This window comes from Hydrogenovibrio marinus, from assembly GCF_013340845.1.
Taxonomy (GTDB): Bacteria; Pseudomonadota; Gammaproteobacteria; order Thiomicrospirales; family Thiomicrospiraceae; genus Hydrogenovibrio; species Hydrogenovibrio marinus.
Genome location: NZ_AP020335.1, coordinates 1,990,185 through 2,016,031, shown reverse-complemented (window position 1 = coordinate 2,016,031; position 25,847 = coordinate 1,990,185). Strand labels below are relative to the sequence as shown.

The 25,847-nt window shown below is 41.7% G+C and carries 24 protein-coding genes; 15 read left to right on the top strand and 9 right to left on the bottom strand.

What is annotated here, in order from left to right; genetic code table 11:
• The first annotated feature begins 44 nt into the window (after positions 1 to 44).
• Positions 45 to 2,876: an isoleucine--tRNA ligase gene (gene ileS, locus HVMH_RS09630; protein WP_029912778.1), complete on the top strand. Its 2,832-nt coding sequence runs from the start codon at positions 45 to 47 to the stop codon at positions 2,874 to 2,876.
• A gap of 21 nt (positions 2,877 to 2,897) precedes the next feature.
• Positions 2,898 to 3,392 (top strand): signal peptidase II, encoded by a 495-nt coding sequence (lspA, locus tag HVMH_RS09625; RefSeq protein WP_029912781.1) that lies wholly within the window; start codon positions 2,898 to 2,900, stop codon positions 3,390 to 3,392.
• 86 nt (positions 3,393 to 3,478) lie between these two features.
• On the opposite strand, the gene HVMH_RS09620 is transcribed toward lspA, so the two are convergent.
• Both HVMH_RS09620 and HVMH_RS09615 read right to left on the bottom strand, forming a co-directional pair.
• On the bottom strand, positions 3,479 to 3,667 hold the full coding sequence (locus HVMH_RS09620; RefSeq protein ID WP_155837699.1) for a hypothetical protein: 189 nt from the start codon (positions 3,665 to 3,667) through the stop codon (positions 3,479 to 3,481).
• A 136-nt stretch (positions 3,668 to 3,803) separates the two neighbouring features.
• The gene (locus HVMH_RS09615; RefSeq protein ID WP_051623140.1) at positions 3,804 to 5,066 is read right to left on the bottom strand and encodes a lytic murein transglycosylase; all 1,263 of its coding nucleotides are present in this window, start codon (positions 5,064 to 5,066) and stop codon (positions 3,804 to 3,806) included.
• A gap of 111 nt (positions 5,067 to 5,177) precedes the next feature.
• Between HVMH_RS09615 and rlmKL the strand changes: the two genes are divergently transcribed.
• The 3 genes from rlmKL to hemN all read left to right on the top strand — a co-directional run bounded on the left by rlmKL (position 5,178) and on the right by hemN (position 10,296).
• Complete coding sequence (gene rlmKL, locus HVMH_RS09610; RefSeq protein ID WP_029912786.1) at positions 5,178 to 7,382, top strand: bifunctional 23S rRNA (guanine(2069)-N(7))-methyltransferase RlmK/23S rRNA (guanine(2445)-N(2))-methyltransferase RlmL; 2,205 nt, start codon at positions 5,178 to 5,180, stop codon at positions 7,380 to 7,382.
• A gap of 14 nt (positions 7,383 to 7,396) precedes the next feature.
• Positions 7,397 to 8,806, top strand: coding sequence for a hypothetical protein (locus tag HVMH_RS09605; protein WP_029912788.1), 1,410 nt, complete (start codon positions 7,397 to 7,399; stop codon positions 8,804 to 8,806).
• Positions 8,807 to 8,913: 107 nt separating this feature from the next.
• Positions 8,914 to 10,296, top strand: coding sequence for an oxygen-independent coproporphyrinogen III oxidase (gene hemN / locus HVMH_RS09600; RefSeq protein WP_029912791.1), 1,383 nt, complete (start codon positions 8,914 to 8,916; stop codon positions 10,294 to 10,296).
• 38 nt (positions 10,297 to 10,334) lie between these two features.
• Here hemN and waaA read toward each other — a convergent pair whose 3' ends face one another.
• From waaA to HVMH_RS09585, 3 genes are read right to left on the bottom strand one after another with little or no spacing between them, the layout of a single operon-like run.
• Positions 10,335 to 11,624 (bottom strand): lipid IV(A) 3-deoxy-D-manno-octulosonic acid transferase, encoded by a 1,290-nt coding sequence (gene waaA, locus HVMH_RS09595; RefSeq protein ID WP_029912795.1) that lies wholly within the window; start codon positions 11,622 to 11,624, stop codon positions 10,335 to 10,337.
• A gap of 15 nt (positions 11,625 to 11,639) precedes the next feature.
• On the bottom strand, positions 11,640 to 12,578 hold the full coding sequence (locus tag HVMH_RS09590; protein WP_029912797.1) for a KpsF/GutQ family sugar-phosphate isomerase: 939 nt from the start codon (positions 12,576 to 12,578) through the stop codon (positions 11,640 to 11,642).
• A 27-nt stretch (positions 12,579 to 12,605) separates the two neighbouring features.
• Entirely contained in the window at positions 12,606 to 13,160 is a 555-nt protein-coding gene (locus tag HVMH_RS09585; protein ID WP_232087760.1) for an acyloxyacyl hydrolase, read from the bottom strand.
• 250 nt (positions 13,161 to 13,410) lie between these two features.
• Between HVMH_RS09585 and hldE the strand changes: the two genes are divergently transcribed.
• Positions 13,411 to 14,823 (top strand): bifunctional D-glycero-beta-D-manno-heptose-7-phosphate kinase/D-glycero-beta-D-manno-heptose 1-phosphate adenylyltransferase HldE, encoded by a 1,413-nt coding sequence (gene hldE, locus HVMH_RS09580; RefSeq protein WP_029912801.1) that lies wholly within the window; start codon positions 13,411 to 13,413, stop codon positions 14,821 to 14,823.
• Between the two features lie 19 nt (positions 14,824 to 14,842).
• Positions 14,843 to 15,412, top strand: coding sequence for a D-sedoheptulose-7-phosphate isomerase (locus tag HVMH_RS09575; RefSeq protein WP_029912803.1), 570 nt, complete (start codon positions 14,843 to 14,845; stop codon positions 15,410 to 15,412).
• Between the two features lie 558 nt (positions 15,413 to 15,970).
• Here the strand turns inward: HVMH_RS09575 and tcmP are convergent.
• Genes tcmP through HVMH_RS09560 form a run of 3 tightly spaced genes read right to left on the bottom strand, consistent with a single transcriptional unit; the run spans position 15,971 to position 18,354 of the window.
• Positions 15,971 to 17,245, bottom strand: coding sequence for a three-Cys-motif partner protein TcmP (gene tcmP / locus HVMH_RS09570; RefSeq protein ID WP_029912805.1), 1,275 nt, complete (start codon positions 17,243 to 17,245; stop codon positions 15,971 to 15,973).
• A 3-nt stretch (positions 17,246 to 17,248) separates the two neighbouring features.
• On the bottom strand, positions 17,249 to 18,010 hold the full coding sequence (locus HVMH_RS09565; RefSeq protein WP_029912808.1) for a phage Gp37/Gp68 family protein: 762 nt from the start codon (positions 18,008 to 18,010) through the stop codon (positions 17,249 to 17,251).
• Complete coding sequence (locus tag HVMH_RS09560) at positions 18,007 to 18,354, bottom strand: helix-turn-helix domain-containing protein (protein WP_029912811.1); 348 nt, start codon at positions 18,352 to 18,354, stop codon at positions 18,007 to 18,009. The genes HVMH_RS09565 and HVMH_RS09560 overlap by 4 nt, the downstream gene beginning before the upstream one ends.
• A gap of 175 nt (positions 18,355 to 18,529) precedes the next feature.
• Between HVMH_RS09560 and HVMH_RS09555 the strand changes: the two genes are divergently transcribed.
• The 4 genes from HVMH_RS09555 (at position 18,530) to HVMH_RS09540 (ending at position 22,563) form a co-directional block, all read left to right on the top strand.
• Positions 18,530 to 19,009, top strand: coding sequence for a hypothetical protein (locus tag HVMH_RS09555; RefSeq protein ID WP_051682478.1), 480 nt, complete (start codon positions 18,530 to 18,532; stop codon positions 19,007 to 19,009).
• A gap of 3 nt (positions 19,010 to 19,012) precedes the next feature.
• Positions 19,013 to 20,443: an HD domain-containing protein gene (locus HVMH_RS09550; protein WP_029912818.1), complete on the top strand. Its 1,431-nt coding sequence runs from the start codon at positions 19,013 to 19,015 to the stop codon at positions 20,441 to 20,443.
• 103 nt (positions 20,444 to 20,546) lie between these two features.
• Entirely contained in the window at positions 20,547 to 21,563 is a 1,017-nt protein-coding gene (locus HVMH_RS09545; protein ID WP_197942625.1) for a hypothetical protein, read from the top strand.
• A gap of 73 nt (positions 21,564 to 21,636) precedes the next feature.
• Positions 21,637 to 22,563: a hypothetical protein gene (locus HVMH_RS09540; protein ID WP_051682479.1), complete on the top strand. Its 927-nt coding sequence runs from the start codon at positions 21,637 to 21,639 to the stop codon at positions 22,561 to 22,563.
• On the opposite strand, the gene HVMH_RS09535 is transcribed toward HVMH_RS09540, so the two are convergent.
• Positions 22,517 to 23,679 (bottom strand): IS3 family transposase gene (locus HVMH_RS09535; RefSeq protein WP_155988733.1). Its coding sequence is split into 2 segments (ribosomal slippage): positions 22,517 to 23,415 and positions 23,415 to 23,679, totalling 1,164 coding nucleotides; the frame shifts between segments, so codons are not numbered across the junction. The genes HVMH_RS09540 and HVMH_RS09535 overlap by 47 nt on opposite strands.
• Before the next feature lie 210 nt (positions 23,680 to 23,889).
• On the opposite strand from HVMH_RS09535, the gene HVMH_RS09530 reads away from it, so the two are divergent.
• The 4 genes from HVMH_RS09530 (at position 23,890) to HVMH_RS09515 (ending at position 25,681) form a co-directional block, all read left to right on the top strand.
• Positions 23,890 to 24,102, top strand: coding sequence for a hypothetical protein (locus HVMH_RS09530; protein ID WP_029912828.1), 213 nt, complete (start codon positions 23,890 to 23,892; stop codon positions 24,100 to 24,102).
• A 63-nt stretch (positions 24,103 to 24,165) separates the two neighbouring features.
• Complete coding sequence (locus tag HVMH_RS09525; RefSeq protein WP_155837701.1) at positions 24,166 to 24,855, top strand: alpha-ketoglutarate-dependent dioxygenase AlkB family protein; 690 nt, start codon at positions 24,166 to 24,168, stop codon at positions 24,853 to 24,855.
• Positions 24,856 to 24,909: 54 nt separating this feature from the next.
• Positions 24,910 to 25,152 (top strand): hypothetical protein, encoded by a 243-nt coding sequence (locus HVMH_RS09520; RefSeq protein ID WP_029912831.1) that lies wholly within the window; start codon positions 24,910 to 24,912, stop codon positions 25,150 to 25,152.
• Positions 25,142 to 25,681 (top strand): hypothetical protein, encoded by a 540-nt coding sequence (locus tag HVMH_RS09515; RefSeq protein WP_029912833.1) that lies wholly within the window; start codon positions 25,142 to 25,144, stop codon positions 25,679 to 25,681. Before HVMH_RS09520 ends, HVMH_RS09515 begins: the two co-directional genes overlap by 11 nt.
• The last annotated feature ends 166 nt before the right edge of the window (positions 25,682 to 25,847 follow it).

Here is a 25,847-nt window from a genome sequence, read left to right as displayed (position 1 = left end):
TTCAAAATTTGATTTAACGACTTAACGAAACTTAGAAGCAGATTATGGCCAAAGACTATAAACCGACTTTAAACCTTCCTGAAACGGATTTTCCGATGCGCGGTAACCTACCGAATCGTGAGCCGAATCAAGTGGAACAATGGGAAACTGAAGCACTTTATCAAACTGTGCGTGATGCTATGAAAGGGCGTCCGAAGTTTATCCTACATGATGGCCCTCCATATGCTAACGGCAATATTCATATCGGGCATGCGGTCAACAAAGTGTTGAAGGATATGATTGTTAAGTCAAAAGGCTTAAGTGGTTTTGATGCCCCTTACGTTCCAGGTTGGGACTGCCATGGTCTGCCGATTGAATTGAATGTTGAGAAGAAAAAAGGCAAGGTCGGCCAAAAAATTTCGGCAACAGAATTCAGACAGGCTTGTCGTGACTATGCCCAAAAACAGGTTGAAGGTCAGATGCAAGACTTCAAGCGTTTGGGTGTGATGGGTGACTGGGAAAATCCTTACCTGACAAAAGACTTTAAATACGAAGCGGATGAGATCCGTGCTTTGGCGAAGATGATTGAAAACGGCCATTTGGTGAAAGGCACCAAGCCGGTTTACTGGAGTGTTGGTGGACATTCTGCATTGGCGGAAGCTGAAGTCGAATATGAAGACAAGCGTTCACATGCGATTGATGTGCGCTTCAAAGTACTTGATGAAGAAGCTTTCTTCAAGCGTTGCCATCATGTCGAAAATCATTTAGGTGAAGGGTCATTATCGGTTGTTATCTGGACAACCACGCCTTGGACACTGCCTGCTAACCAAGCGGTCTCCATTAACCCAGAGTTGGAATATGTTGTCGTACAAGTTACCGGTGAGCACGGACCAGAAAGATTGTTTGTGGCCGAGGCCTTATTGAAAGACGTGATGGATAAATGGGGCTTTGAAACATATCGTGTGATTGCTTACGGTCGCGGTGACCAGTTTGACTTGATTCGTCTACAGCATCCATTTTATGACAGAGTTGTGCCAATTATTTTGGGTGACCACGTCACGACTGATGCGGGTACCGGGTGTGTACACACCGCACCTGGTCACGGTCAGGAAGACTATGCCGTTGGTTTGAAATATGACCTGGAAGTCGATTGTCCGGTTGATGGCAATGGTAATTTCGTTGCGGGGACACCACTGTTTGAAGGTGAAAATGTTCTTAAGGTTGATAGCCATGTCATCGAAGTGTTGCAAGAACACAAAGCGTTGGTGCATCACGAAGCCATTACTCACAGCTATCCGCATTGCTGGCGTACCAAGACGCCTTTGATTTTTCGTGCAACGCCTCAGTGGTTTATCAGTATGACTCAGTCAGGATTGCGTGAAGCGGCTTTGAAAGAAATTAAGCAGGTTCAGTGGGTTCCTGATTGGGGGCAAAGCCGTATCGAAGGGATGGTGGAAGGTCGCCCGGATTGGTGTATTTCCAGACAACGTTTCTGGGGTGTGCCGATCACTATTTTCGTACATAAAGTCACGGGAGAAATGCATCCGGACACCTTAGCGTTGATGGAAAAAGTTGCGAAAATGGTCGAAGAAAAATCTATCGATGCTTGGTATGACCTAGATGTTGCCTCTTTGCTAGGGGATGAAGCCGATGATTATGAACAGGTCACCGATATTCTGGATGTCTGGTTTGACTCAGGTGTTTCTCACTATGCGGTTTTGGGTCAACGCGAAGATTTATGTTCTCCTGCCGACTTGTATCTGGAAGGGTCGGATCAGCATAGAGGTTGGTTCCAGTCTTCAATGCTGACTTCCTTAGCGATTCACGGTCGAGCGCCATACAAGCAAGTATTGACTCATGGTTTCACTGTCGATAAAGACGGTAAGAAAATGTCTAAGTCCAAGGGGAACGTTGTAGCACCTCAGGATATTGCCAATAAATATGGTGCAGATATTTTACGTCTGTGGATTTCGGCAGCGGATTATCGCTACGAAATGACCGTATCGGATGAAATTATCAATCGTACGGCTGATTCCTATCGTCGTATCCGAAATACCTCTAGATTCTTGTTGGCAAACATCAATGGCTTCAATCCTGAAACTGATCAGGTTGCTTATGCCGATTTATTGCCATTGGATCAATGGGTTATTGGTCGTGCGTATAACTTGCAGCAAGAAATTATCGCTGCTTATGAAGCTTATAATTTCCATGCCATTTACCAAGCGGTAACCCACTTCTGTTCTATGGACTTGGGGGCGTTCTATCTGGATGTCATCAAAGATAGACAATACACCTGTAAGCCAGATGGCTTGCCAAGACGTTCAGCACAAACAGCGCTGTACCATATTGTGGAAGCACTGACGCGTTGGATTGCGCCTATCCTGAGCTTTACCGCAGAAGAAATCTGGGCAACCTTGCCGGGAGATCGCAGTAAGACAATTTTTGTCGAGCAGTGGTATGAAGGTTTGACGGCTCTGGACGAAAGTCAGGCGATGAACTCTGCTTATTGGGATACCATCATGGCGGTGCGTTCTGCTGTTGCAAAACAGCTTGAATTGCTACGTAATGAAGGTGCTGTAAAAGGTTCTTTGACCGCAGAAGTTACGCTGTATGCTGAAGACGCATTGTTGGCGCAGATTGAGAGCTTGGAAGATGAGTTGCGTTTTGTCCTGATTACGTCTTACGCCAAAGTTTTGCCGATCAGTGCCAAGACTGATGCAGCGGTTGAGTCTGAAATGGATGGCCTGTGGCTGGAAGCCAAAGCAACGGATAAACCGAAGTGTGGTCGCTGCTGGCATCACCGAGAAGATGTCGGTACGCATTCTGAAGATGAAGAGCTTTGCCAACGTTGTATTGATAACGTTCATGGTGACGGCGAAACGCGCCATTTTGCATAGGGTTTAGGTTTGACAAACGCAATGAATGGATGGCGATCAACCGGACTAGTCACTTTGTGGCTGGCGCTGTTGATAATTGTGTTGGATCAACTCACCAAATACTGGGCGAATAGCGCGCTGGAGTTTGGCGTGCCGGTTGCGGTATTGCCGCATTTGAATTTCACGTTGGTGTATAACGAAGGTGCGGCATTCAGCTTCTTAGCGGATATGGGCGGCTGGCAACGTTGGTTGTTTTCTGCTTTAGCGGTGGCTGTGAGTTTGGTGCTTATCTTCTGGTTAAAACGTTTGCCAAGCAAATGGACCTTGGAAGTCGTGGGTATCAATTTGGTATTAAGCGGCGCGCAGGGTAATGTGATTGATCGTTTGATTGAAGGCAGAGTGACCGACTTTGTCGATTTCTATATCGGGCTTTGGCACTATGCGACGTTCAATGTCGCTGATATCGCTATTTCAATTGGTGCGGTTGTTCTTCTCTGGTCAGAGTTCTTTTCTAAGAAGCCAAAAGAAACTGAATAACAAGATTCTTTAACGCGTTTTCTTTGTGAAAATCTGCCAGGTTGGGGGGGTAATGACACTCTCCCAACCTGGCAGATTTTTTTGTTTTAAGGCTGTGTATCTGATGCTTTGAGGGCAGAAGAGCGCTTTTGCTTTACTTCCTCATTATTAAGTTTGGTGAGTTTGCACATCAACTTCCAGAACTGATAGGCGCTTGGATAAGCGGCAGACGTTCGGTTGGACGAACGTATGTCTGTATCAATAGTGGATGTGTCGAAAGATGGCATGGATGTCATTTGTGACCAATTCTTGTTATTTATCGTTAAAGCATTAAATCTCGTTAATGCCTATTTTAACCTTTTTAATTCAATAGGTTAAATTCGAAAATAAGCTTATAAAAAGCGTTATCCCCCGACAGGGAAAAACGCTTAATTATTCTCCCTGATTCTTTCTCAGGATTTCCAGCATACGATAGGAAGGGTAACCATCCGGTGGTAGGTTGTTGTTGATCTGATAATTGCGAACTGCCTGGCGTGTTTTTCCGCCAATAATGCCGTCCAGAACCCTAATGTCATAGTGATCGCGTTTTAGTCGATCCTGTAGCTCGATGATTTGCTGATGTGAAAGCGAGCGATCATCTTTTGGTTGTGTTTTGGTGAGCCCAGGGCGTCCGACGAGGCGATCAGCCAAATGCGCGACGGCAAGCGCATAACTGTCAGAGTTGTTCCAGCGCTTGATGACGAAATAGTTGTCATAAACCAAGAATGCAGGTCCGCGATAGTCATAAGGCAAGACAAGTGCAGCGTCCATGACTTCATTAGGCAGAGCACGGCCATCGGCAAGTTTTATTCCAAGCTTTTGCCAGTAAGCAAGAGGGTGTTTGGTTTTGCCATCTGCAAGAGTTAGGTCAAAGCCTTTAGGTAGCGCAACTTCTCTCCCCCAGTTTTCACCGCGTTGCCAGCCAAGTTTTTCTAGGAAGTTCCCCATGGAGTTGAAGACATCAGGCAAGCTGTTCCATAGATCTTTCGTACCGGAATTGTCGCCATCAACCGCGTATTTAAGGTAGTTACTGGGCATGAACTGACATTGTCCCATGGCACCAGCCCAAGAGCCTTTCATTTCGTCGACAGTCACATTGCCTTGGTCGAGAATTTCTAAAGCGCTAATCAACTCTTTGGTGAAAAAGTTGGAACGACGGTCATCGTAGGATAGCGTCGCTAAAGATTCGATAATCGGTGTATTACCGGTATAGCCACCGAAATTGGTTTCCATGCCCCAGAAGGCAACCAGAAAGCGTTCAGGTACGCCGTATTTCTTAGTGACTTCTGAGAGTTCGGAGTGGTATTTCTGAAGGAAGAATTTTCCTTTCACGATACGCCAGCTAGTGACGGCACGATTGAAGTATTGCCAAAAAGTTTGGGCGAACTCAGGCTGTCTTCTATCTAACTCCAATACACGTAAATTTAAATGGACGTCTTTGAAGGCAATATTTAATGTTTTCTGCGAAATACCCTGCTTGAGTGCTTGCTTTTTAAAGTCAGTCACCCACTTTTGGAAGTCAGCTTCGTTTTGCGTTGGTGGTGGCGTGTAAGTGCTGGCAGTAGCTGGTTGTAGTATAAATAGTACCGCAAAAAAACTGAGTAGGGTTCTCAGTGCAAGCGATGTTAGTCGAGAGTGTTTTGTGCCCAAAGTCATGCGTCCAAAGTGGTTAGTGTTATAGGTTTTATTCTTTGTATGAACGTTTTATTTTACTAAGAGGACAGTCCGAATGCAGTAAAATAAAGCTTATTTTCCGAGAATATTTTCATGTGTCGTTTTTTTGCTACCTCCCCTAAAGGCCTTTCCGAACTACTAAGAGAAGAGTTGTTGTCTTTTGGGGCAGACAGTCCAAAAGTTCAACCGACGGGCGTAACCTTTGAAGGGAGCCTGGAAGTTGGTTATCGCACGTGCCTGTGGTCTCGTTTGGCGAATCGCGTATATAAAGTCATTTTGCAAACCAAGCTGGATAATCAGGAGGATTTAACTGAGCAGGTTGCAACAATCGATTGGCGTAAGCACTTAGTGGCAAATGGAACCTTCGCCGTTTCTTTTTCCGGGCAAGGCATGGGGATTACCCATAGTCATTATGGTGCCCTAAAAGTCAAAGATGGCATTGTCGATTTCTTCCAAAATCGTGGTCATCAACGCCCAGTGGTAGATACTGAAAACCCAGATTTACGTATCCATGCCCACTTGAATCGCAATGAGCTGACGTTAAGTATCGACTTGATTGGTTACTCATTACACCAACGCGGTTATCGTGAAGGTCAGCAAGTTACAGCGCCATTGAAAGAGAACGTTGCTGCTGCAATATTGATGCGTAGCCAATGGCCGGAAATCGCTAAGTCTGGTGGTTGTTTGTATGACCCTATGTGCGGTTCAGGAACCTTTTTGGTTGAGGCCGCGATGATGGCTTCTGATTGTGCGCCGGGATTGTTCAAAGCGGAGCGCATGTTATTGACCCGTTGGAAGGGTCATGATTCGTCTTTATGGCAGACACTGGTTACCGAGGCTGAAACGCGAGAAGCAGATGGTTTACAAAACCTGCCGAATATTTATGGCTCCGATTTGTCTCACCGCTCGTTGGACATAGCACGTGAAGCGGTTATGGCTGCGGGCTACGATGATGTGATTGAAATCAAACAAATGTCTGTGGAGCAAGGTCGACGGTGGGGGGATTGGCAATCGGGCTTGATCGTCAGCAACCCGCCTTATGGTGAACGTCTGGGAGACGAAGAAACTGTTAAGCAGATCTATCAGGCATTGGGTCAATATCTAAAAGCCGAATTTGTCGGTTGGCAGGCTTCTGTACTAACGTGTCATTCTGAACTCGGTTTGTATATCGGTATCAAAGCCAAGCGATCTCATGATTTCTTTAACGGCGCCATGCCGTGTCGCTTGTTCCGTTTTGATGTTGAAGAAACCTGGTTCCGTGAGCCAGCGCTGGAAATCAGCACAGATTTAGCAACACAAGTTCAAAGACATTTCCCTGAATTATCGGCTTCTGAAAATGCGGTGATGATTGCCAACCGTATCAAGAAAAACCTTAAAGGTTTAAAGCCATGGTTAAAGAAGGAAGATATCCAAGCCTACCGTGTCTATGATGCGGATATTCCTGAGTATGCGTTGGCAATAGACGTTTATGAAACCGAAGAATCGGGTCGACATTTGGTAGTGGCGGAATACGCACCACCGAAAACGGTGAATCCTGCAAAGGCAAAAAAACGCCTTTATGAAGCCATGTCGGTGCTGCCAGAAGTATTTGATATTGATCCAAACGATATCCATTTTAAAGTTCGGGAGCGACAAAAAGGCAGTGCCCAGTATGAACGTATGGATGAGCAAAAACGCTACTATACCATCACGGAAAATCAGGCAAAAATCCGCGTCAATTTCACCGATTACCTTGATACTGGTTTGTTTTTGGATCACCGTACCGTGCGCCAGAAAGTGGCAGAACTGAGTCATGGCAAAAGTCTGTTGAACTTGTTTTGCTATACCGCAACGGCTACCACTGAAGCAGCGGTTGCGGGTTGTAAATCCAGCTTAAGTATCGATATGTCCAAAACCTATCTTTATTGGGCGACGCATAACTTTATGTGTAATGGCATTGATGAAAAGCGTCATGTGCTGTTGCAGGAAAACGTCCTTGAATGGTTGGATAAAGAAGCTGAAAAACCGAGTCAAACTTACGATGTGATCTTTATCGATCCACCCTCCTTTTCGACTTCTAAACGAATGGAAGGAACGCTCGATATTCAACGCGATCATGTTGATATATTAGAAAAAACCTTGAAATTACTGAGTCAAAGTGGCAAGCTGATTTTCTCGAACAATTTGCGTAAGTTTAAATTGGAACGATCCGCTTTTGATGCAATGTGGCATATTGAAGACATTACGCAATCTACTATGCCGCAAGACTTTAAGCGTAACCCTAAAATACATCAAGCTTGGATTTTTTCACGGCAATAGGGCGGTAAAAAGTCATGTTTCAGCTATTTCATGAAATCCCAGAACAGCATTTGTCTTTTTTGGATAAGCTGGAAATGGAAGTCTTTAAGGCGCAATTATCCGAGAGAGCTTCGGACTTCAATACGGCTTTGCCGCGATGGAAAAAACAACTGGAAATAACACAAGAAGACCATGCGTTATTGATAGAAGGTTTTTATCCTAATCTCTTTTCTGATGTACTTCATGACGACTTTTACGCCTTGTTTTATAAGCAAGCCATCTTTTGGTTAGACAGTGGACTTAGTCAAAATAAAGCGCTGAGGCTTTTGGATTTCGTCCGCGCTGAACTTCTAAAATATTCTGATGACTTAGACAGCCCAGCATTGGGCGCTGCCTTGTCTAACTTCTGTCAAATTGGCGCATTGACGGTGCGTCTGGTCTACGACCTATCCTCGTCATTGGAGCAAATCAAACAGCGCTCAACCAATGAAATTCGACGTTTGAGAAACTTTTACGACCTCTTGGCGCATCCTGCAGCAGAGGATGTGTTTGATGTGTGTTTTCAACATCAAGCGTGGAAAGAGTTGGCATTTGAGTTGGCGCTGGGCAGAAATGCTGACCTTCAAGCGTTTGACCCCGACCATTTGAAATCCAGAGTGGCAGAGTGGCTTGAAGCCGACGGGAAAACGAAGATTCCAGAAAGGGAAATTCGTCAATTTATCCAAGCCCATGAAAAAGTTCACTTGCTTGGGGTTATGGCGGTGGATGCATCAAGAAATAGTCGTTCTAAAGACATTATCGCATTGTTGAATGAAATGGAGCGCAACTCTCAAATTGTTATGGATACGCTACTGGATATTCTTGAGAGAGAACTGGTGAGTAATGTCAATGACGATGCGCTTAAAGGTTTTTTGAACGGCAATTTACTGGAAATCGAGATGGAGCGAACCTGTGCCTTTGCAAAAAGGCATGACTTCTGGCTGGATTTGATTGTTGTCGGGCTTGGAGATTACAAAGAATCTCGTGTTGCTCTCGATCATATCGCTCAAGCGATTAAGTTGCTGGCAAGAACCGAAGATATGTTGTTCTATGTAGAAGAACAACAGGTTTTCGTGATTTTGTCGCTGGGTAAAGAAACCGAGGGCGCGCACATTTTTGCCAACCGGGTGTTTAACTCCATTGAGCATGACCATGTGGTTTTAGAAGATGGTCGTTCGGTGAAAATTGATATTCCATGCGGTGCTTTGAGCTATTGGGCAGGGTTGAGTTTACCGACGAATGATGTCATGGAAGCACTCATGCACCAACTGCATTTGGCTGAGAGTTCTCCAAAAGCATCAGTCAAATATACGGTATTGGATGTTATTAAACATCCTGCTCAGGAAGGTAGGTCGGGGAGCCAAAGCCAGGATCTGGAAGAGGATGCGGATGACGTTTGGTGCTAGTTTATTGACCTAGATCATTTTAAAGAAATTAATGATTTCTTCTGCGCTCGGGTGAGCGATAATGTGCGCCAATCCTGTGTCTGAAGAAATAAATCAAGGGAAATGTTGTGGAACAAACTATCCGATTTGATGAAGAATTAATAAAACGCTACAACCAAACTGGACCAAGATACACGTCCTATCCGACGGCGCTTCAGTTTGAAAGTGATTTCGGTATTGCCGACTATGAAGCGGCCGCTGAGCGCAGCAATGTTTCTGGCAGAAACCTATCCTTGTATTTCCATATTCCATTCTGCGATACCGTTTGTTTCTTCTGTGCCTGTAATAAAGTCTGGACGAGAGACCGCTCAAAAACCACGCCTTATCTGCAACGTTTGTATAAAGAAATCGAGATGCAATCAAAGCTGTTCGACCCAAGTAGAAAAGTCGATCAACTGCATTGGGGCGGTGGCACACCTACTTTCATCAATATGGATGAAATGTCTGAACTGATGGAAACCACAAGACGTTTCTTTAACCTGCATGATGATGACACCGGTGAATACTCGATAGAAATCGATCCGCGCGAAGCCAGTAAAGAGTCAGTAAAGCTATTGCGTCGTTTGGGCTTTAATCGCATGAGTCTTGGGGTGCAGGATTTTGATGAAAAGGTGCAGAAGGCGGTTAATCGTATTCAAACACAAGAGCAAACGTTTGCTGTGTTGGAAGGTGCTCGTGAAGCTGGCTTCATGTCGGTGAATGTCGATTTGATTTACGGTCTGCCGTTCCAGACAGAAGCTGGATTCATGCGCACGTTGGATCGTGTACTGGAAGCAGAGCCAGATCGTTTTTCCATCTTTAACTATGCGCACATGCCGAGCCTTTTCCCAACGCAGAAAAAAATGAATGAAGCGGATATGCCTTCTCCGGATGAGAAGTTGGCGATCTTGCATGCCACCACTAACCGTCTGTTGGAAGCAGGGTATGTCTATATCGGTATGGATCACTTTGCTAAGCCTGATGATGAGTTGGCGATTGCACAGCGTAATGAAACGCTATACCGTAACTTCCAAGGCTATTCGACGCATGCCGAATGCGACTTGATTGGAATGGGGGCGACATCCATCTCTTTGATCGACAACACCTATGCGCAAAACTATAAAGGCTTGGATGAATATTATCAGGCGATTGATGCAGGGCATCTGGCAACCTTCAGAGGCGTACACCTAACAGAAGATGATGAGTTGCGTCGTGATGTGATTACCCGTTTGATTTGTCACTTCCACTTGAACTTCGACAAGGTTGATCAGCATTGGGGTATTCATTTCGAAGAATATTTCGCAAAAGAATTGCAGGCACTGAAGCCGATGGTGGAAGATGGATTGATTCAGTTAACGGATAAAGACATTTTCGTGACGCCAGCAGGACGTTTGTTGATTCGTAACATCTGTATGGTGTTTGATGCTTATATGAAGCCGGAAGTACAAAATCGTTTTTCTAAAGTGATTTAGGCAGCTTTGCCAGACAAAAATCTACCAGGTTGGGGGAATTATCTCAAAACTTGGTGGACTTCATCCATTAGGCGTTGTAACGCGCCTGTCTGTTTTTTGAAACATTCGTAAGCTTTTTCCGCAGCTTCATTTCTTTGAGATTCGTTTTCGGCTAAGGCAATCAGTTGTTGCCCAAGTTCTTCGGCATCGTTTGAAATGATGACCGCATCGTCCTGCTTGAATGAATCATAAAGAGCTTGAAGGTTTTTGTGGTACTGGCCGGACAGCACAGGCTTCTTAAGTGCAGCAGGTTCCAAGATATTATGCCCACCAAAGTTGACAAGGCTACCGCCAATAAACGAAACGTTCGATACTTGAAACCAAAGCATTAGTTCACCAATGGTATCTGCCAAGTACACTTGTGTGCTCTCTGTGACAGTTTCATTCTTGGAGCGTATGGCTGCGGTGGAGGGCTCAAGAAGTTGCGCGACTTCCGCAAAGCGGTCGGTGTGACGTGGTACCAGAATCAGTAAAGCATCTGGTTGATGTTTTAACAGGGCTTGATGTGCTTGTAGCATCAACTCCTCTTCATGTTTGTGTGTGCTGGCGGCTACCCAAATGAAGCGTTGCTCAGCTTGGCTTTCCCAACGCCAATACTTGGCTTTTTCAACTAAATCATTCGGTACTTCAATATCAAATTTGAGGTTTCCTAGCACTTTGATTTTTGCGGTATCTGTGCCTAAGGCTTCGAGGTTGTTTTTGTCTTGTTCGAACTGCGCTGCGATGAGATGTGTTTGATTCAAGGCATTTTTGACAAGTGATCCGCCGTATTTCAGATAGGCCTGAAAGGACTTATTTTTGAGACGTGCATTGGCCAAGATCAAAGGAATGTTTCTGTTGGCGCAAGCCTGGTAGAGGTTTGGCCAAATTTCCGTTTCAATCATGATGACCAGCTTTGGCTGAACCTGATTTAAAAAGCGGTTAACGGCAAAAGGATAGTCGTAAGGAATCATTTGATGCTGCAGCTCGACAGGTGCAAATTTCAAAGCTTGAATTGCCCCCTGTGTTGAACCACTTGTCAGGGTGATCGGTAGTTCAGGGTAAGTTTCTTTAAGAGATTTTAGCAGTGGAAAAATCGATCGGGTTTCGCCTACCGATACTGCATGAACCCAAATACCGTTTTGCTTGAATGGGGTTGGGTTGAATCCAAAGCGCGCGGACAGGCAGTGAGGAATACTTGGGGTTTGTTCATCTCTGGTTTGCTCGGCTTTGCGGCATCGTTTGGCGGCTTTGTAGAGCACAAGCGGGAAGGCCAACCAAAGTAATAGACGATAAAGCAGAGCATTCATAATCGACAGAGAGCTTTAATGAGGGTTTAAGTCGTAAATTTGAATGACACCTGCAACCTGATCGTTTTCTTTGACCAAAAGAGATGTAATCTTATTTTGGTTCATTACGTCTTCAGCATCGGATAAGCGGGCGTCAGCTTCAATGGTTTTCGGATTCAGGTTCATGATGTCGGCAGCAGTTTTTTCCATCAAGCCAATCAAATCGGCTTCCATGTGGCGTCGCAAATCACCATCTGTGATAATACCTTTGCCATTATCCACAATGCATAACCCCAAACGACCTTCTGTCATGGTTTGAATGACGGTTTTGATGTCATCTGACCCTTTTACGAAAGGAAGGTTTTCCGATTTCATTTCATGACGGACGCGAGTTAAAAGCTTACGACCAAGACTTCCGCCTGGATGGAAGCGGGCAAAGTCATGCGGCTGGAAGTTTCTCGATTCCATCAGTGCCACGGCAAGTGCATCGCCCATGACTAAAGTCGCTGTGGTAGATGAAGTCGGTGCCAATTGAAGTGGGCAAGCTTCCTGTGGTACAGCGATATTAAGGTGGAAGTGGGAGTTTTGCGCCAGCGTTGATTCGGGTTTGCCAGTAATTGAGATAATGACATTACCATTGTCTTTCAGGAAAGGTAGCAGTTTGATAACTTCCTCTGTTTCCCCGGAATTTGAAAGCGCAATAAAGACATCATTTGGTGTCACCATGCCCAAGTCACCGTGAAAGGCTTCACCCGGGTGCATGAAAAAGCATGGCGTTCCTGTGCTGGCAAGTGTGGCCATGATTTTTTTACCGATCAAGCCGGATTTTCCCATGCCGCAGATGACGACACGGCCTTTGGCGGCAAGAATAGCTTTCACTGAGCCATCGAACTGCTCGTCTAACAAGGTTTCAAGGTGTTTGATGGCGTCCGCTTCAATTTGGAAGACGCGTTTGGCAATGGCGATTGTATCCATAATGTCCGTTAAATAACTCCTGATTGACTAGAACTTATAACCGATATGAAGGTTATGAAAGTCTGTACCCGGGTTAGGTAGTTCTATATTAGCATTAGAAATATGTAAATAACGATAACCTATTTCAAAGTGTTTGGTTGTGAAGCCGATGCCTAGAATATCACCAAACTGGAATTGGGTAGATTTGTATTCATTTTCTATTGTGATGTCCGAGATAAAATGAGGGCCGGCGCCTGCTTCAATATATGGGGTCAACCCGCTCAATTTCCAGTTGTAGTGGAAAATAGGCGTAAGCCCAATAATCCAGCCACTTTTGTTTTTTGGGTTCTTACGAGTTGAGTGCCATTCATTCGCACTGACTTCCCAACGACCATTAATGCTGAACCGATCACTGTCATATAAGGGTTTGTTCCAGTCGGCGCCTAAACCAATACGTGTCTGCTTCACACTGTCATCCGCGCCACCGTCCAGAGAAACAGTGGTCTTATCGGTATTGATGTCAGGGTGTAAAGAGCAAGGTGCTTGACCTTGATAACAAGCAAAACCTAAAGAGGCAATCCCGCTCCAAATCGCCAAATTCATGAATGAACTATTATCTAAAGCCTTTGCGGGTGTCGAAATTCCTAGTGAAAGAAAAGCTGCCATTAAGGCAGGAAAAATAGATTTTTTGTGCGAAAAATGAATCATGTTTTTATGGTTACTGGTTTGCTAACGATTGTGCCAGCCTATGATAGAATAGTCAGTCGTTAAAATTTGAAATTACCGTATTCTAATCCAATCATGGAATGAATGAAAATCGAATTCAATTAAATCCATTGTTCTAGAGCTGTTTATGCACGATTTTTCTAATGCCAAAATTCTAGTCGTCGGAGATGTGATGTTAGACCAATATTGGTCTGGTTCCGCGCGACGTATCTCACCTGAAGCCCCAGTTCCGGTTGTTAAAGTCAATAAAGATGAAGTACGTGCCGGTGGCGCAGCTAACGTTGCGATGAACATTGCAGCATTGGGCGCTCAAGTGACCTTGATTGGAACCGTCGGCAATGACGCGTTTGGCGATCAGTTAACGCAAGTGGTTTCTGATGCCGGCGTTCGACCCGTGTGGGTGAGCTCCGAGAGCGGTACGATTTGTAAGTTGAGAGTGCTGAGCCACCATCAGCAGTTGATTCGTATGGACTTTGAAAATGCCATTCCAGAAACGACAGCGCAAGGTATTGTAGAAAAAGTGGCAGCCGAGGTTTCTAACTTTGATGTTCTGGTCATTTCTGATTACGCCAAAGGTACGTTGCAATTTGTTGAACAGATCATTGCAAAAGCAAAGCAAGCCCAAGTCCCTGTTTTGGTTGATCCTAAAGGGTTGGATTTTGCGCGCTATCATGGCGCGACTTTAATTAAACCGAATCAACATGAATTCGAGCAGATTGTTGGAGAGTGCGTGGATACGACGGATTTGATTGCCAAGGCGGAAGAGCTGATTAAGACTCTTGGGTTGGATGCGCTATTGGTGACGCGTAGTGAAAATGGGATGGCATTGGTTGAGACCGATAACAAGCCTTTCCTATTAAAATCTAAAGCTCAGGAAGTGTTTGATGTTACGGGTGCAGGTGATACTGTCATGGCGGCACTTGCAACCGCATTCGCCAGTGGATTAGGGCTGAAAAAAGCTATGCAACTGGCGAATGAAGCGGCCAGTATCGTTGTGAGAAAAGTTGGCACTTCAACCGTCACCAAGGCAGAATTGGATGAGCAATTGAACGTTGCAATGCGCTACCAGGGCTATGTCGCCATGAGTGCCGAAGAGGTTAAGTCCTTGGTCGAGCTTTCTCAAGAGAAAGGTGAGCGTGTTGTTATGACCAATGGTTGTTTTGATATCTTGCATAGCGGGCATGTCCGTTATTTGAATGAAGCCGCTAAACAAGGTAACCGCCTCATTGTTGCCGTTAACTCAGATGATTCTGTCAAACGCCTGAAGGGCGAATCGCGTCCGATTGTTCCACTGGATAGTCGTATGGAGCTTTTATCTGCGTTGAGTTGTGTGGACTGGGTGGTACCATTTGATGAAGATACGCCGGAAAATCTGATCTGTTTTCTGAAACCCGATGTTCTAGTCAAAGGGGGAGATTATCGCCCTGAAGATATTGCAGGTTCAAAGTGTGTTTGGGAAAATGGTGGAGAGGTTGCGGTGCTTTCTTTTTGGGAAGGGTATTCAACCACCAAGCTTGTCGAAAAAATTCAAGAAGATTAACGTCTCAAAAAGGAATTGCATGAATATCGAAGCCGCCTATCAAGAGCATCAAAAAGCGATTGAATCAGTACTGAAGTCCGGTGACCTATTGCAGGAAGTGGTACAAAAGATGATTGCGGCGTTGGAATCGGGCGCCAAAGTACTATGGATGGGTAATGGTGGTAGTGCGGCAGAAGCACAACACATGGCAGCGGAACTGATGGTACGTTATGTCATCAATCGTCAGCCGTTGGCCTCCATCGCTTTGACAACCGATAGCTCTTTATTGACCGCACACTCCAATGACTTTGAATTTGAAACGATCTTCTCCCGTCAAGTTGAAGCACTTGCTCAACCGGGTGATGTTGTAATTGGTATGAGTACCTCCGGTACCAGTGCGAATGTCCTAAAGGCGATGGAAGTGGCTCAAGAAAAGGGCTGTTTGACGATTGCTTTGATTGGAAGCAAGGTTTCACCGCTATCGGAAACCGCTGATTATTGTTTTCCTATCCATTCCCAACAAACTGCGCGTATTCAAGAAGCGCATACGTTTTTAAATCATTTAATCTGTGAAGGCTTGGATGCGCATTTTGCCGATGGCAATGCGTAATTGATAAGCTTTAGAAAAGATTCAATTGGTCGGGACAGTAGGATTTGAACCTACGACCCCCGCCACCCCATTTAAAACTGATCTTATACAAGAATATACGAGAATATTCTTGTATATTCAAAAAAAACTATAAAAACAACGTCTTAACTTTAGTCTCTACTGGGCGTGTTTGTTTTTTTTTTGCATGCTGATGTATCTAAATGTATCACTTTGTATAGTCAGTTTGCTACCTATTTGCTACCTGAAAAATTAGTCAATAATATAAGAAATGGATTTAAATGAAGTGCAATCTCCATTGCATTCACAGATTCTCTAGCTAAATAGATTTGGTCAAAAACTAGCTTGTTCGTATTCAAAACTGAACTTAGCTGAGAAGTTTCTAGAACTTTAGTGGCAATTCAGAAGATGTTTTTGCTGCACTATATAAGAGGCACGGGTGAATGTTGAAGGTGTATTTGTACGCTTTGGAAAAGGTGTGGGTAAGTTAGAAGAGTGCAGAGTGGTGATAGATATCTATAAGGTTTTAGTGGGGCTTCAATTGTATTGATTTTGTAGGGCTTAAAAATAAAAGCGAGTTTGTTTGGAGAGTTTGATAATGTCTTCGTTATCAATGTTAGTCGATTCTTTTCTACTTCTTCCTTTCGGCGTTAGTATATTAATTTCTTGCGAATCTTTAAGCTCTGCAAGAGCTTTTGCAAAATGATTTCTTCCAGCAGGCGTAGAAGTTCCAATCTGTTCCTCTAGTAGTGAAGAAAAAGTTTTTTGCAGTGTTGTATTGTTTCTAAGATACTTTAAGAGGTCTTCGATCAATGTCTGGTGAACAGCCTCTTCATCTTTGCAGTTAAACTCAAATTCAAAACCAGATTGAACATCGTTGATAGGGTCGTACTCAAACATTTTTGTGCCTGAACCTGCATCTTGCACAAAGCCATTCTTTGTTTCCCAAATAACGCTATTCATTTCATCTCGAGCTCTAAAATTATTTGAAAGATGAAGGTATAAATAAGCACCATTTGCGCTTTCTCGTGATCTAATAAATAAGACGTTACTCCAACGAGCTCCTGATTGCATAATGATATCTCGAGCAATCAGGTATTGAATGGCGATTCTATGAATTTTTCTGTAAGTAGCTGAAGCATCCCTGAATTCTTCTATAACTTCTTGTGTAAGCACATGTTCAAGTCGTACGGATTTTATAACCTTCTGGATTCTTTCATCCATACTTAAAAAATTAATTAGTTTATCTGTAGCAAAAGTAAGGATGATCTCTGCTCTTGAGCCTAATGTTGAGAAAATTTGTTGAATTTCAGTGATTGTTGCGTGTTTATATCCATACTGGTCTAACAAAAATATAACCTTGTTTCGTTGCTGTTTGTTTGCAGTATATTTTTGCAGTATTGAGGGGAGTACTGATTTAAAATCATTTTGGATTATTTGGATGTTTGAATTATGTGTTTTATAGTCGTATCCGAATTGATCAAGGTAATACCGTAGCTGTTGATTTGCTTCAGGAGAGGGGTCGATAAATATTCGTTTACCTACAATTTTGAAATCTTTTTCTCTTTCACAATTAAGTATTGCTTCCGCCTCTTTTAATGTTTCAAGAATGAGTAAGGGCGACCCTAAATGAAGCTCTCCGGACTCCGTTTGATATAGACCTCCTCCACTAAAGCCATCGATGATATCAATGTTTAACCTTTCTTGAGCAGGGCTAGGAGAAAGAGCTTTGGCAAATCTGATAAGGTACTCTTTCAAAGTTTCATGCTTAGAAATGCTATGAGGTTTTATTATTGGTGGGTTATGAATATCCCAATCGTATTCTGTTTTAGCCATTTTTTATTGTGTTGTAACTGAAATTCCTTTTAATGAATCGTATTGTGGCATGTCATCCCATGTACGACCTTTGAGCAAACGTCCATTGTCTTTTTTGGAGCGTTTCTTTCCGTCAGCTCCCCAGCCTCCCCACTGTTTGAAGAAAAAACTTACATCAGCAATTTCACATTGTTCTTGAATGTTTTCAGCCCATTCGGGTTTCATTGGTCGAGCTTTTGGACCAGATTCGCCCCCAACAATCACCCAGTCTATATTTTTCAAGTTTATCTTACCAAGGTCTTCGAGGAGAGGCTCTACAGATAAAAAGCGAATGGTTGCATTGATAGTTCTTAAGTGATCAATACGTCTAAGTCCCTGTTTTTTGTTTTCGACCGTTACTCCAATCCATGCGTTTTCTGGAGGGATTCGGGTTTCGAAATACTTAGCCATTCGTGCAGAACGCTTGGTCAGAATTTGATATATATGATGAGGAGTTTTGTTAATTACATCAAATACTTTATCAATAAATTCAAAAGGAACCTTTTCGTGAAACAGATCACTCATTGAATTCACGAAATATTTTGTGGGCTTTTTCTTTTTTAGAGGTTGTTCTAAGCGATTTTCAAGGATGCTGATTTCAAAGCCATTTTCATAACCAGGAGTGTTCATCGCCTTTAATCGTCTCGCCATAGCTTCCGCATAGCAATGTTTACAGCCATCAGAAACCTTATCGCAACCAGTAATGGGATTCCACGTTTCTTCTGTCCATTCAATTTTTGAACTCATGTGTCTTTACCTGTGTCTATGTTTGTATTTTGTGATGTTTCTTTAGGATTTACAAATGGTTTTAGAGAGTTTAGTAAGTTGATTAAGTGTTCTTGGTTGTTTGTTGAGTGCAATAAGTCCCTAATCACATCTTCAATTTCTTTTGGTAATGAAGCATTTTGTTTTTGGTAGTTTCGTATTATTTCATGAGCAAGTTTTGGCTTTTCAGAGTATCTTTGTATAGAACCGTTTTTCCAATCAGTAATTCTGGAAGGAGAAACACCAACCGCCTTAGCTAAAAATGAGCTGCTTTTCCCACTTTCTTTTAGGAACTTGTTTAAGTCAGCAACGAATATATTAATCATTTATAAATTCTATTTTTTTCTGTAAATGATATCATAATCAGAAAAAAGTAGAAAATATTTCCTTGTAAAAGAGATATTGCTTGATAAGCTGAGATTATCTTTGATAAAAAATAGAGTATAGATATATGGTGTGAATTCTATTAGAATGCGCAACTAATTAGATGGAGCCGAACCAATGAATGATAGTGTGGTAATTCTAAAACAACTGTATGAAGAGCTAGGAATTAATCCGACAGTTTCAGAAGAAGGTATGTCTGGCGTAGATAAAAGGTTAATTCTTCAGAAAGCAGTGTTTCTAGCACAATTATTAGGAGTGGATCTTGGGTATCGTTACAACTGGTATGTGAGAGGGCCATATAGTCCTGATTTAGCATCTGATTATTATCGATTTACTGATCTTGGTGATTACGAGAATGTTGACTTTGCAGAAAATGTGAAAGAAAGAATTGCTCATGTGAGAGAGTTGCTAGAATATCAAAAGGAAGAACATAAAGGTGATTGGCTTGAAGCTTTAGCTTCTATAGCTTTTCTAGTTACCAAATCAAATAAAACTATTGGGCAAGCAAAAGCTGTTGTGGCAGAAGTTAAAGATCATATTTCAGAAGAAATTAGAGACAAAGCTGCGGAAGTGCTACAGGAACAAGGTCTTATCTAAAGCATGAGAACCATATTTGATCCTGTGTATGGCTCAGTACAAATATCAGAAATTGAGTATAAAATAATCTCAACTTCTGCTTTTCAAAGACTTCAAAATGTAAAACAGCTCGGGTTGGCTCACTTAGTATTTCCAGGAGCCAACTATTCTAGGTTCTCTCATTCAATTGGTGCACTTCGTAATGCAGGGAAATTCTTAAACGCAATAGAACAAAACGCCTGTATTGATCACGTAGAGCTTAGTCCTGGAACTGATCATCCATACAAACTTGATGTTAATGAGCAGCAAAAATATAGGCTAGCGGCGTTGCTTCACGATATCGGCCACTTTCCTTTCTCTCACGCTACAGAACACGCCTTTGAAGAGTATTTACAAAATCAAAAGCTAATCCAAGGGCGAGATATTGAGATTGTAGATGACCATGAAGCATTTGGTTCATTAATAATAAATAATGACAGCGAATTGAAGAGTGTTTTAAATGAAGCAGGGTTCTCACCAAATGATGTTGCATCTGTTTTCGCTTCAGACAATTATGTATCGAAAACTGAAATAAATTTAAAGCCTGTTATTAGTTCAGAATTAGATTGTGATCGTTTAGATTATTTAAAAAGGACTTCCCATTTTAGTGGGCTACCATTCGGTAATGTTGATATTGATTACTTAATCAGTAGTTCCCGCATTCAGAGAAATAAGCTATGTTTTGATATAAAAGCAAAAAAATCAATAGAACATATGCTTTTAGCAAGGTATTACGACTATCAACAGGTAGTATTTAATAAGAATTTAATTTCTTTAGAATGGTCTCTAAAAGAGGCGATCAAAATTTGTATTAAGATTGACGATAATGGGATAAATATTGAAAAATCTGAGTTATTAAGGATGATTGAAGATAACAATATTAAAGGGCTGGATGATTACAAGTATACATCGGCTATTAAAAGCGCTCATAACACCCTTTCGTTAACCCCAAAAGATTCCAAGTATATGCACTTGGATGCAATCTTATACCGGCATCAAGCAAGACAGGTTTTCTATAGCCAAAAATATATTAGGGCAGATGATTCATATCACGGTATATGTCTACAAGAAGTTAGAAATTTAACTGATAAGTACATTCAAGACAATGGACTCGATCCTGAGTATTTTCATGTATGGGATAAAAAACATCAGTTGTCGAAGGTTAATCCCAGTGAGTTGTGTAGTGCCAATTCTCCGTCTGATTTAGAAACTACTGAAGAATTAGTCCATATTTATAATCAGCACTCACAAACACATCCAGTGTTTCCGTTAGTGTTTGAATCTAGTAGTTTATTAAATTTATTGTCCAAACAATATTTCTCAGATATTCGGGTTTTTATGCTCCCATTTGATGGATATAAAGCACACCGAGAAAATTTAGCTAAAATTCTGTTTGAATTGCCAGAATCTACATAGACATTTTTTTCTTACAATGCTAGTCTGACTTTTTGCCTTGCTAGAGATGGTTGGTCAAACCATTGAGTCTTAGTATAAAAGTAAACTTAGAGGGCTGGTGGTAATGTCTAAAGATAAGTCTGATTTAAGCAATTATTCTACAATAAATTCGAGTAATCCGGCATCTGTTAAGCTTATTAAAAACAATGAGTTAATGTCTATTAATTCTTCCGAGCCGGCACCTCCTCTTTCTCACCAACACCCCTTGGATCTTGGCATTGAAGTCGAAAAAGATGTAGGTGGAATTGAGATGGGGGTTTTAGAAAATGGAATTCCTTATCTTACTCAAAATGGTTTGTCTCAGATATCAGGTACTTCCAGAAGAGTTCTATATGACATAACTCAAGAGTGGGAGCATCACTTTGATGATTCGGTTTTAACAAAAGGAAGAATGTCTTTTATAAAAGATTATTTGTTAAAAAATGGATTCAATGAACCTCAACTATACATCGAGACAGTAAAAGATGGATCAGTAAGTTACGCATATCCGGATATTGTTTGTATGGCTATTTTGGAGTTTTATGCTTTTGAATCAAGGACGCCAAATCCGGTCGCCATAGAAAATTACAGACGTTTTGCGGCTTTTGGACTGCGTAAGTTCATTTATGAAGCTCTTGAATATACGCCATCAGATAAATGGAAGTATCATCATGATAGAGTGTCTCTTCTCAAGGATAGTTCTCCATTAGGATATTTTACAGTTTTTAATGAAATTACTGGTCTTATAGTTGATTTAATAACTGCTAATTTGACAGTCAATGATAAGACTGTTCCTGATATAAGCGTTGGACTTGCTTGGGGCAAATATTGGAAAGAGAACAATCTAGCGTCGAAATATGGGGAAAGGATGCCTTATGAACACAATTACCCAGATTATTACCCTCAGGCAACAAGTAATCCTCAGACTCCTAATGCTTACCCAGATCAAGCGCTTCCTGAATTTAGGGCGTGGTTTAAACAAATATATTTGAGGACCAAGTTCCCGGCTTACATTTTGAAGAAAGCGGACCTTTTACCAGGTGGCGAGCCGGAAATGGTTAAGATTGCCAATATGTATGCAACCAAAGAACTAGAAAAGTGATTTAAACTTAAAATACAAGAAACTGGGGTTATGCCGTTCGGAGCAATTTCTATGGGACAAAAGGCTATTAGTGATGAGTATATTGGATAACGCAATTTCTTCTATAAAACTAGGACTAGAAGATTTTCAGTCTGATAACCCTTCCAGAATAACTCTTTCATGTGCAAGAAATTTATATTCCGGCATTCTCCTTTTATTCAAACATAAATTAGCTCAACTCAGTGAAGATGATACAGATGAGGCGTTAATCAAGGAGAGAATTAGCCCTATTAAAACTCCAGAAGGGATAAAGTGGGTAGGTAAGGGTTCAAAAACTGTAGACCTCCATAAAATTCAGGAACGACTGACGTCATTAGAAATAGGTGTTGATTGGAAGAGAGTTAGTGATATTCAACAATATAGAAATGAAATTGAACACTACTATACCCAAAATCAAATTGATTCTATCCGTAAACTCATATCAGATACATTTATTGTCATAAATGATTTTGTAAGGAATTATTTAGATAGCGACCCTCAGGAGTTGCTAGGCGTAGAAACATGGGCTGTTTTAATTGAAACGAAAGAGGTGTATGAGGCAGAAAAAAATGCTTGTAATGAAGTAATGGAGACTTTGACTTATGAGAGTCCGAGTTTGTTATTGGCACTAAAAGAATTCAAATGCCAAGATTGCGGTTCAGATTTAATCGAACCGATTGATAATTCTACCCATTCGATAGAAACAGAATATATGTGCCGTTCTTGTCATGCACGATATACTCCGGAAGAGATAATACCTGCCGCTATTTCCGAATATTATTATCCTGAGACATACCTAGCTGTTACTGATGGAGGTGAAATTCCTTATTGTGATTGTCCTTCATGCTGGTCCTCTTCATCATATATCTATGATGAAGGTGTTTGTGTTATATGCGGACATTCAGCTAATCATACTTGCCTAAGGTGTGTACTGGTCAAGCAATTTCGGACACATCACGTTTATAATTTTCATATTCAATAGGACTCATGTCACCATTGCTTGTATGAAGCCTTTCTAAGTTGTAATAACGCATATACGCTTTCACATCGTCAATCATATGCTCATGGTTAGGTTGATGTACTTTGAGCAGCCAGTCATGCTTTAAACTGCCAAAGAACCTTTCAACCACGGCATTATCCCAACACGCGCCAACATCGCCCATTGAGGCTCGGATTTTGAATTGTTTCAGCTGCGCTCTAAATGCGTCACTGGTGTATTGTGATCCACGATCACTATGGAAGATCACCCCTTTGGGCGGCTTTCTAAGCCAGTAGGCTTGCTTGAGCGACTCAAGCACGAGTTCGGTGGTCATGCGCGGGCTGATTGACCAACCGATAATCCGGCGTGAGTACAAGTCCATCACCACGCTCAGGTATAGCCAACCCTGTGCGGTTTTTAAATAGGTGATATCACCGGCCCACACTTGATTCATGCCTGTGGGGTTAAAGTCCATGTTCACAAGGTTATCTGCCACAGCGTGGCTTGGGTCCCGTTTTGTGGTGACTTTGAATGCAACACGCTGTTCAACCTTTAGGTTTAAGATTTCCATTAACTTGATGACTTTGTGGCGCCCAACCTTAAAGCCTTCTTTACGTAATCGCTTCATCAGTTCTCGTGAACCGAGACTGTTTCGACTGGCTATAAAAAGGGCTTTAGCTCGCCGATACAGTCGCAGTTGTTCTTCGGTAATAATAGCCTTGGGACGCTTGATCCAATCGTAATAGCCGGAGCGGCTAAAACTCATCACCTTACAGCTTAATTTAACCGAGTAGCCTTCTTGCGCCAACGTATGGATAAACTCAAATCCTAGTGCATTTCTCGGGCGAAGAAGGCTGAGGCCTTTTTTAAAATGTCTTTTTCCATTCGAAGCCGCTTGTTTTCAGCTCGCAGCTTTTTGAGTTCTTCACGCTCATTATCGCTTAAGGCCGCACCATTGGTTTGCGCTTCAAGCTTGTCTTTCCACTTGTAAAGCAAGTTTGGATTAACGCCTAGCGCTTGCGCCGCTTCAGCAACGCTATAACCTTGTTCAGTGACAAGCGCGACCGCTTCTTGTTTAAATTCTTTGGTGTAAGTTTTATAAACTCGCTTCTGATTCATAACCACTCCTAGATTCGACAACATCTATTGTCTCTCATTGAAGTGTCCGTTTCCATTAGACCAGTTCAAGGCCTTGAAGCGTGCAAAAGAATTCCTTAAAGACTGCTCTGAAATTAATTCAATTAATAAAGACTTAGATAGTTTGTTACTAAGCGATTTATCTGTAAAAGAAGAGTCTGTAAAGGTGCATCTATTCTCAAACATTTTGATATGGGCGACAGACATTTTGATTTGAAAAGTCTAGCTAAAAAGATTAACTCTAATCTCAATGGCGTAAATTATTTTGTGTGCGTAAGTCCATTAAATGGTGAAAAATTAGAAAAATTCCAAGACCTAATTGGTGGTGATGGGATTATTTCAGTTGATGATTCAGACATTGGTCGTTGGAGCCGAATTCATAGAGTATTTAAGAAGGTGGCGTAATGAAAGACTTGTTTGAGGATTTAGAAATAGATGGCATGCATCAACCCCCTATAGAACTACCAGATGAAGATGGTTATAGCTGATTTAAAGGGGTTTGAAATATACGTGCCCAATGGTTATTTATTTTATGCAGAAGCTTTTATAGAAAAAAATATCAGTGACCGAAGTGTCGAGTATTTTTTAGAGAATGATTCAAATGATTGGCAATCGGTGGACTGGCATTCTTTAGATAAAGATGCGCTGTCAAAGGTGAAGTTCAAAAACATTAACTGGCAGCATGACAAAATTAATATGTATGGAAAAGAGATGTATCTTCCACGTTATTCAGCCTGGTACGGTGATACAGACAAAAGTTATACCTACTCTGGAATCCATCTAGAACCAAATGTTTGGAATAAGGGATTGCTTTATCTCAAAGAAAGAATTGAGTCGATAACAGACGTCAAATTTAATAGTGTTTTGATGAACTGGTATAGAGATGGTTTTGATCATATTGGTTGGCATACAGATGCAGAGTCAGAATTGGGACAAAATCCTGTCATAGCATCATTAAACTTTGGTGCATCTAGAGATTTTGTAATCAGAACAAAAGATAAATCTCAAAAGATGTCCATTCCTCTAAAACATGGAACATTGCTCATTATGGGGGGCGCTTTACAGCATTTCTGGGAGCACTCTGTTCCCCCTCGTAAGAAAGTTAAAGAGGCTAGGTTTAATCTAACTTTTAGAGTGATTAAGCATGACCATGCGTAATGATTATATCGATTTTAAATTCGCTACTTTAAGGAAAGTGCAGAAGGTATTGTTATGAGAAAAGTATTTGCAGCTGTAACAGCTATTATAGTGTTTTGGTTTTTTGCCACTTTAAGTGCTGTACTAAAAAATGCGATTCAAGTTGTTTTAGTAAAATCTGACGTTTCAGAAGCGGGGTTTTTATTACTGAGTAATATTTGGATCATCGTCTTATTGGTTGGTTTCTGGCTAGCCAAATTCAGCTGGAGAAAAGTGGCGCACTCTAATTTGCCAAGAGGTGGTCACGATGAAAATTAAATTGTTATGGATACTATTCTTAAGCGTTCTCTCATGCAGTGTATGGGCTTCAAATTATCCAACATTTACTTTATTGAACAATTCGGTGCAAGCAACATTCCCTAGCTTGCCGAAAGAATATGATCTTTCAGGCTATCAAAAGTATGTGCCTGGTTTGAGAATGTTTGCTGCTGGAGATGTGCCGAACAAAGCGGTATATATTTTAAGGTATAGAGAGTTTGAGCAGGACAAGGATGTCGGTGCTTATAATCAAAAAATCAAAGGGATGTTGGATTGGTCACTAAAAAAATCCTTTGAAGCTAGTGGTGGAATTCTTGATGAATTCACCTCTATCTTTGATCGAAAAAGAAATATTTACAAAGCAGAATTCTCCGGTCGCTATTTAGAAGAAGGAATCTGGAGGTATAAAAGTGCCATACAAATAATCTACAAAAGACGCGTCTATGACTGGAGTGTAATGTACCCAGATAAAAGCTTGAAGTGGGAGTATTTTGATAAATATAAAAGTGAGTTTAAAGTGTTTAAATAGCTTTTCTGGTGGCTAGATCAATCAATTCACTTTCGAGTTAGCATTATAAAAATTGTTTTTTAAGTTATTTTGTTAATTTTGAAAACAAATCATCGTTTAGTTAGTTGAAACAAATAAAAGGAGTTTCAATTATGCTAAACGTTCAATACCCACAACACTGTTCAGA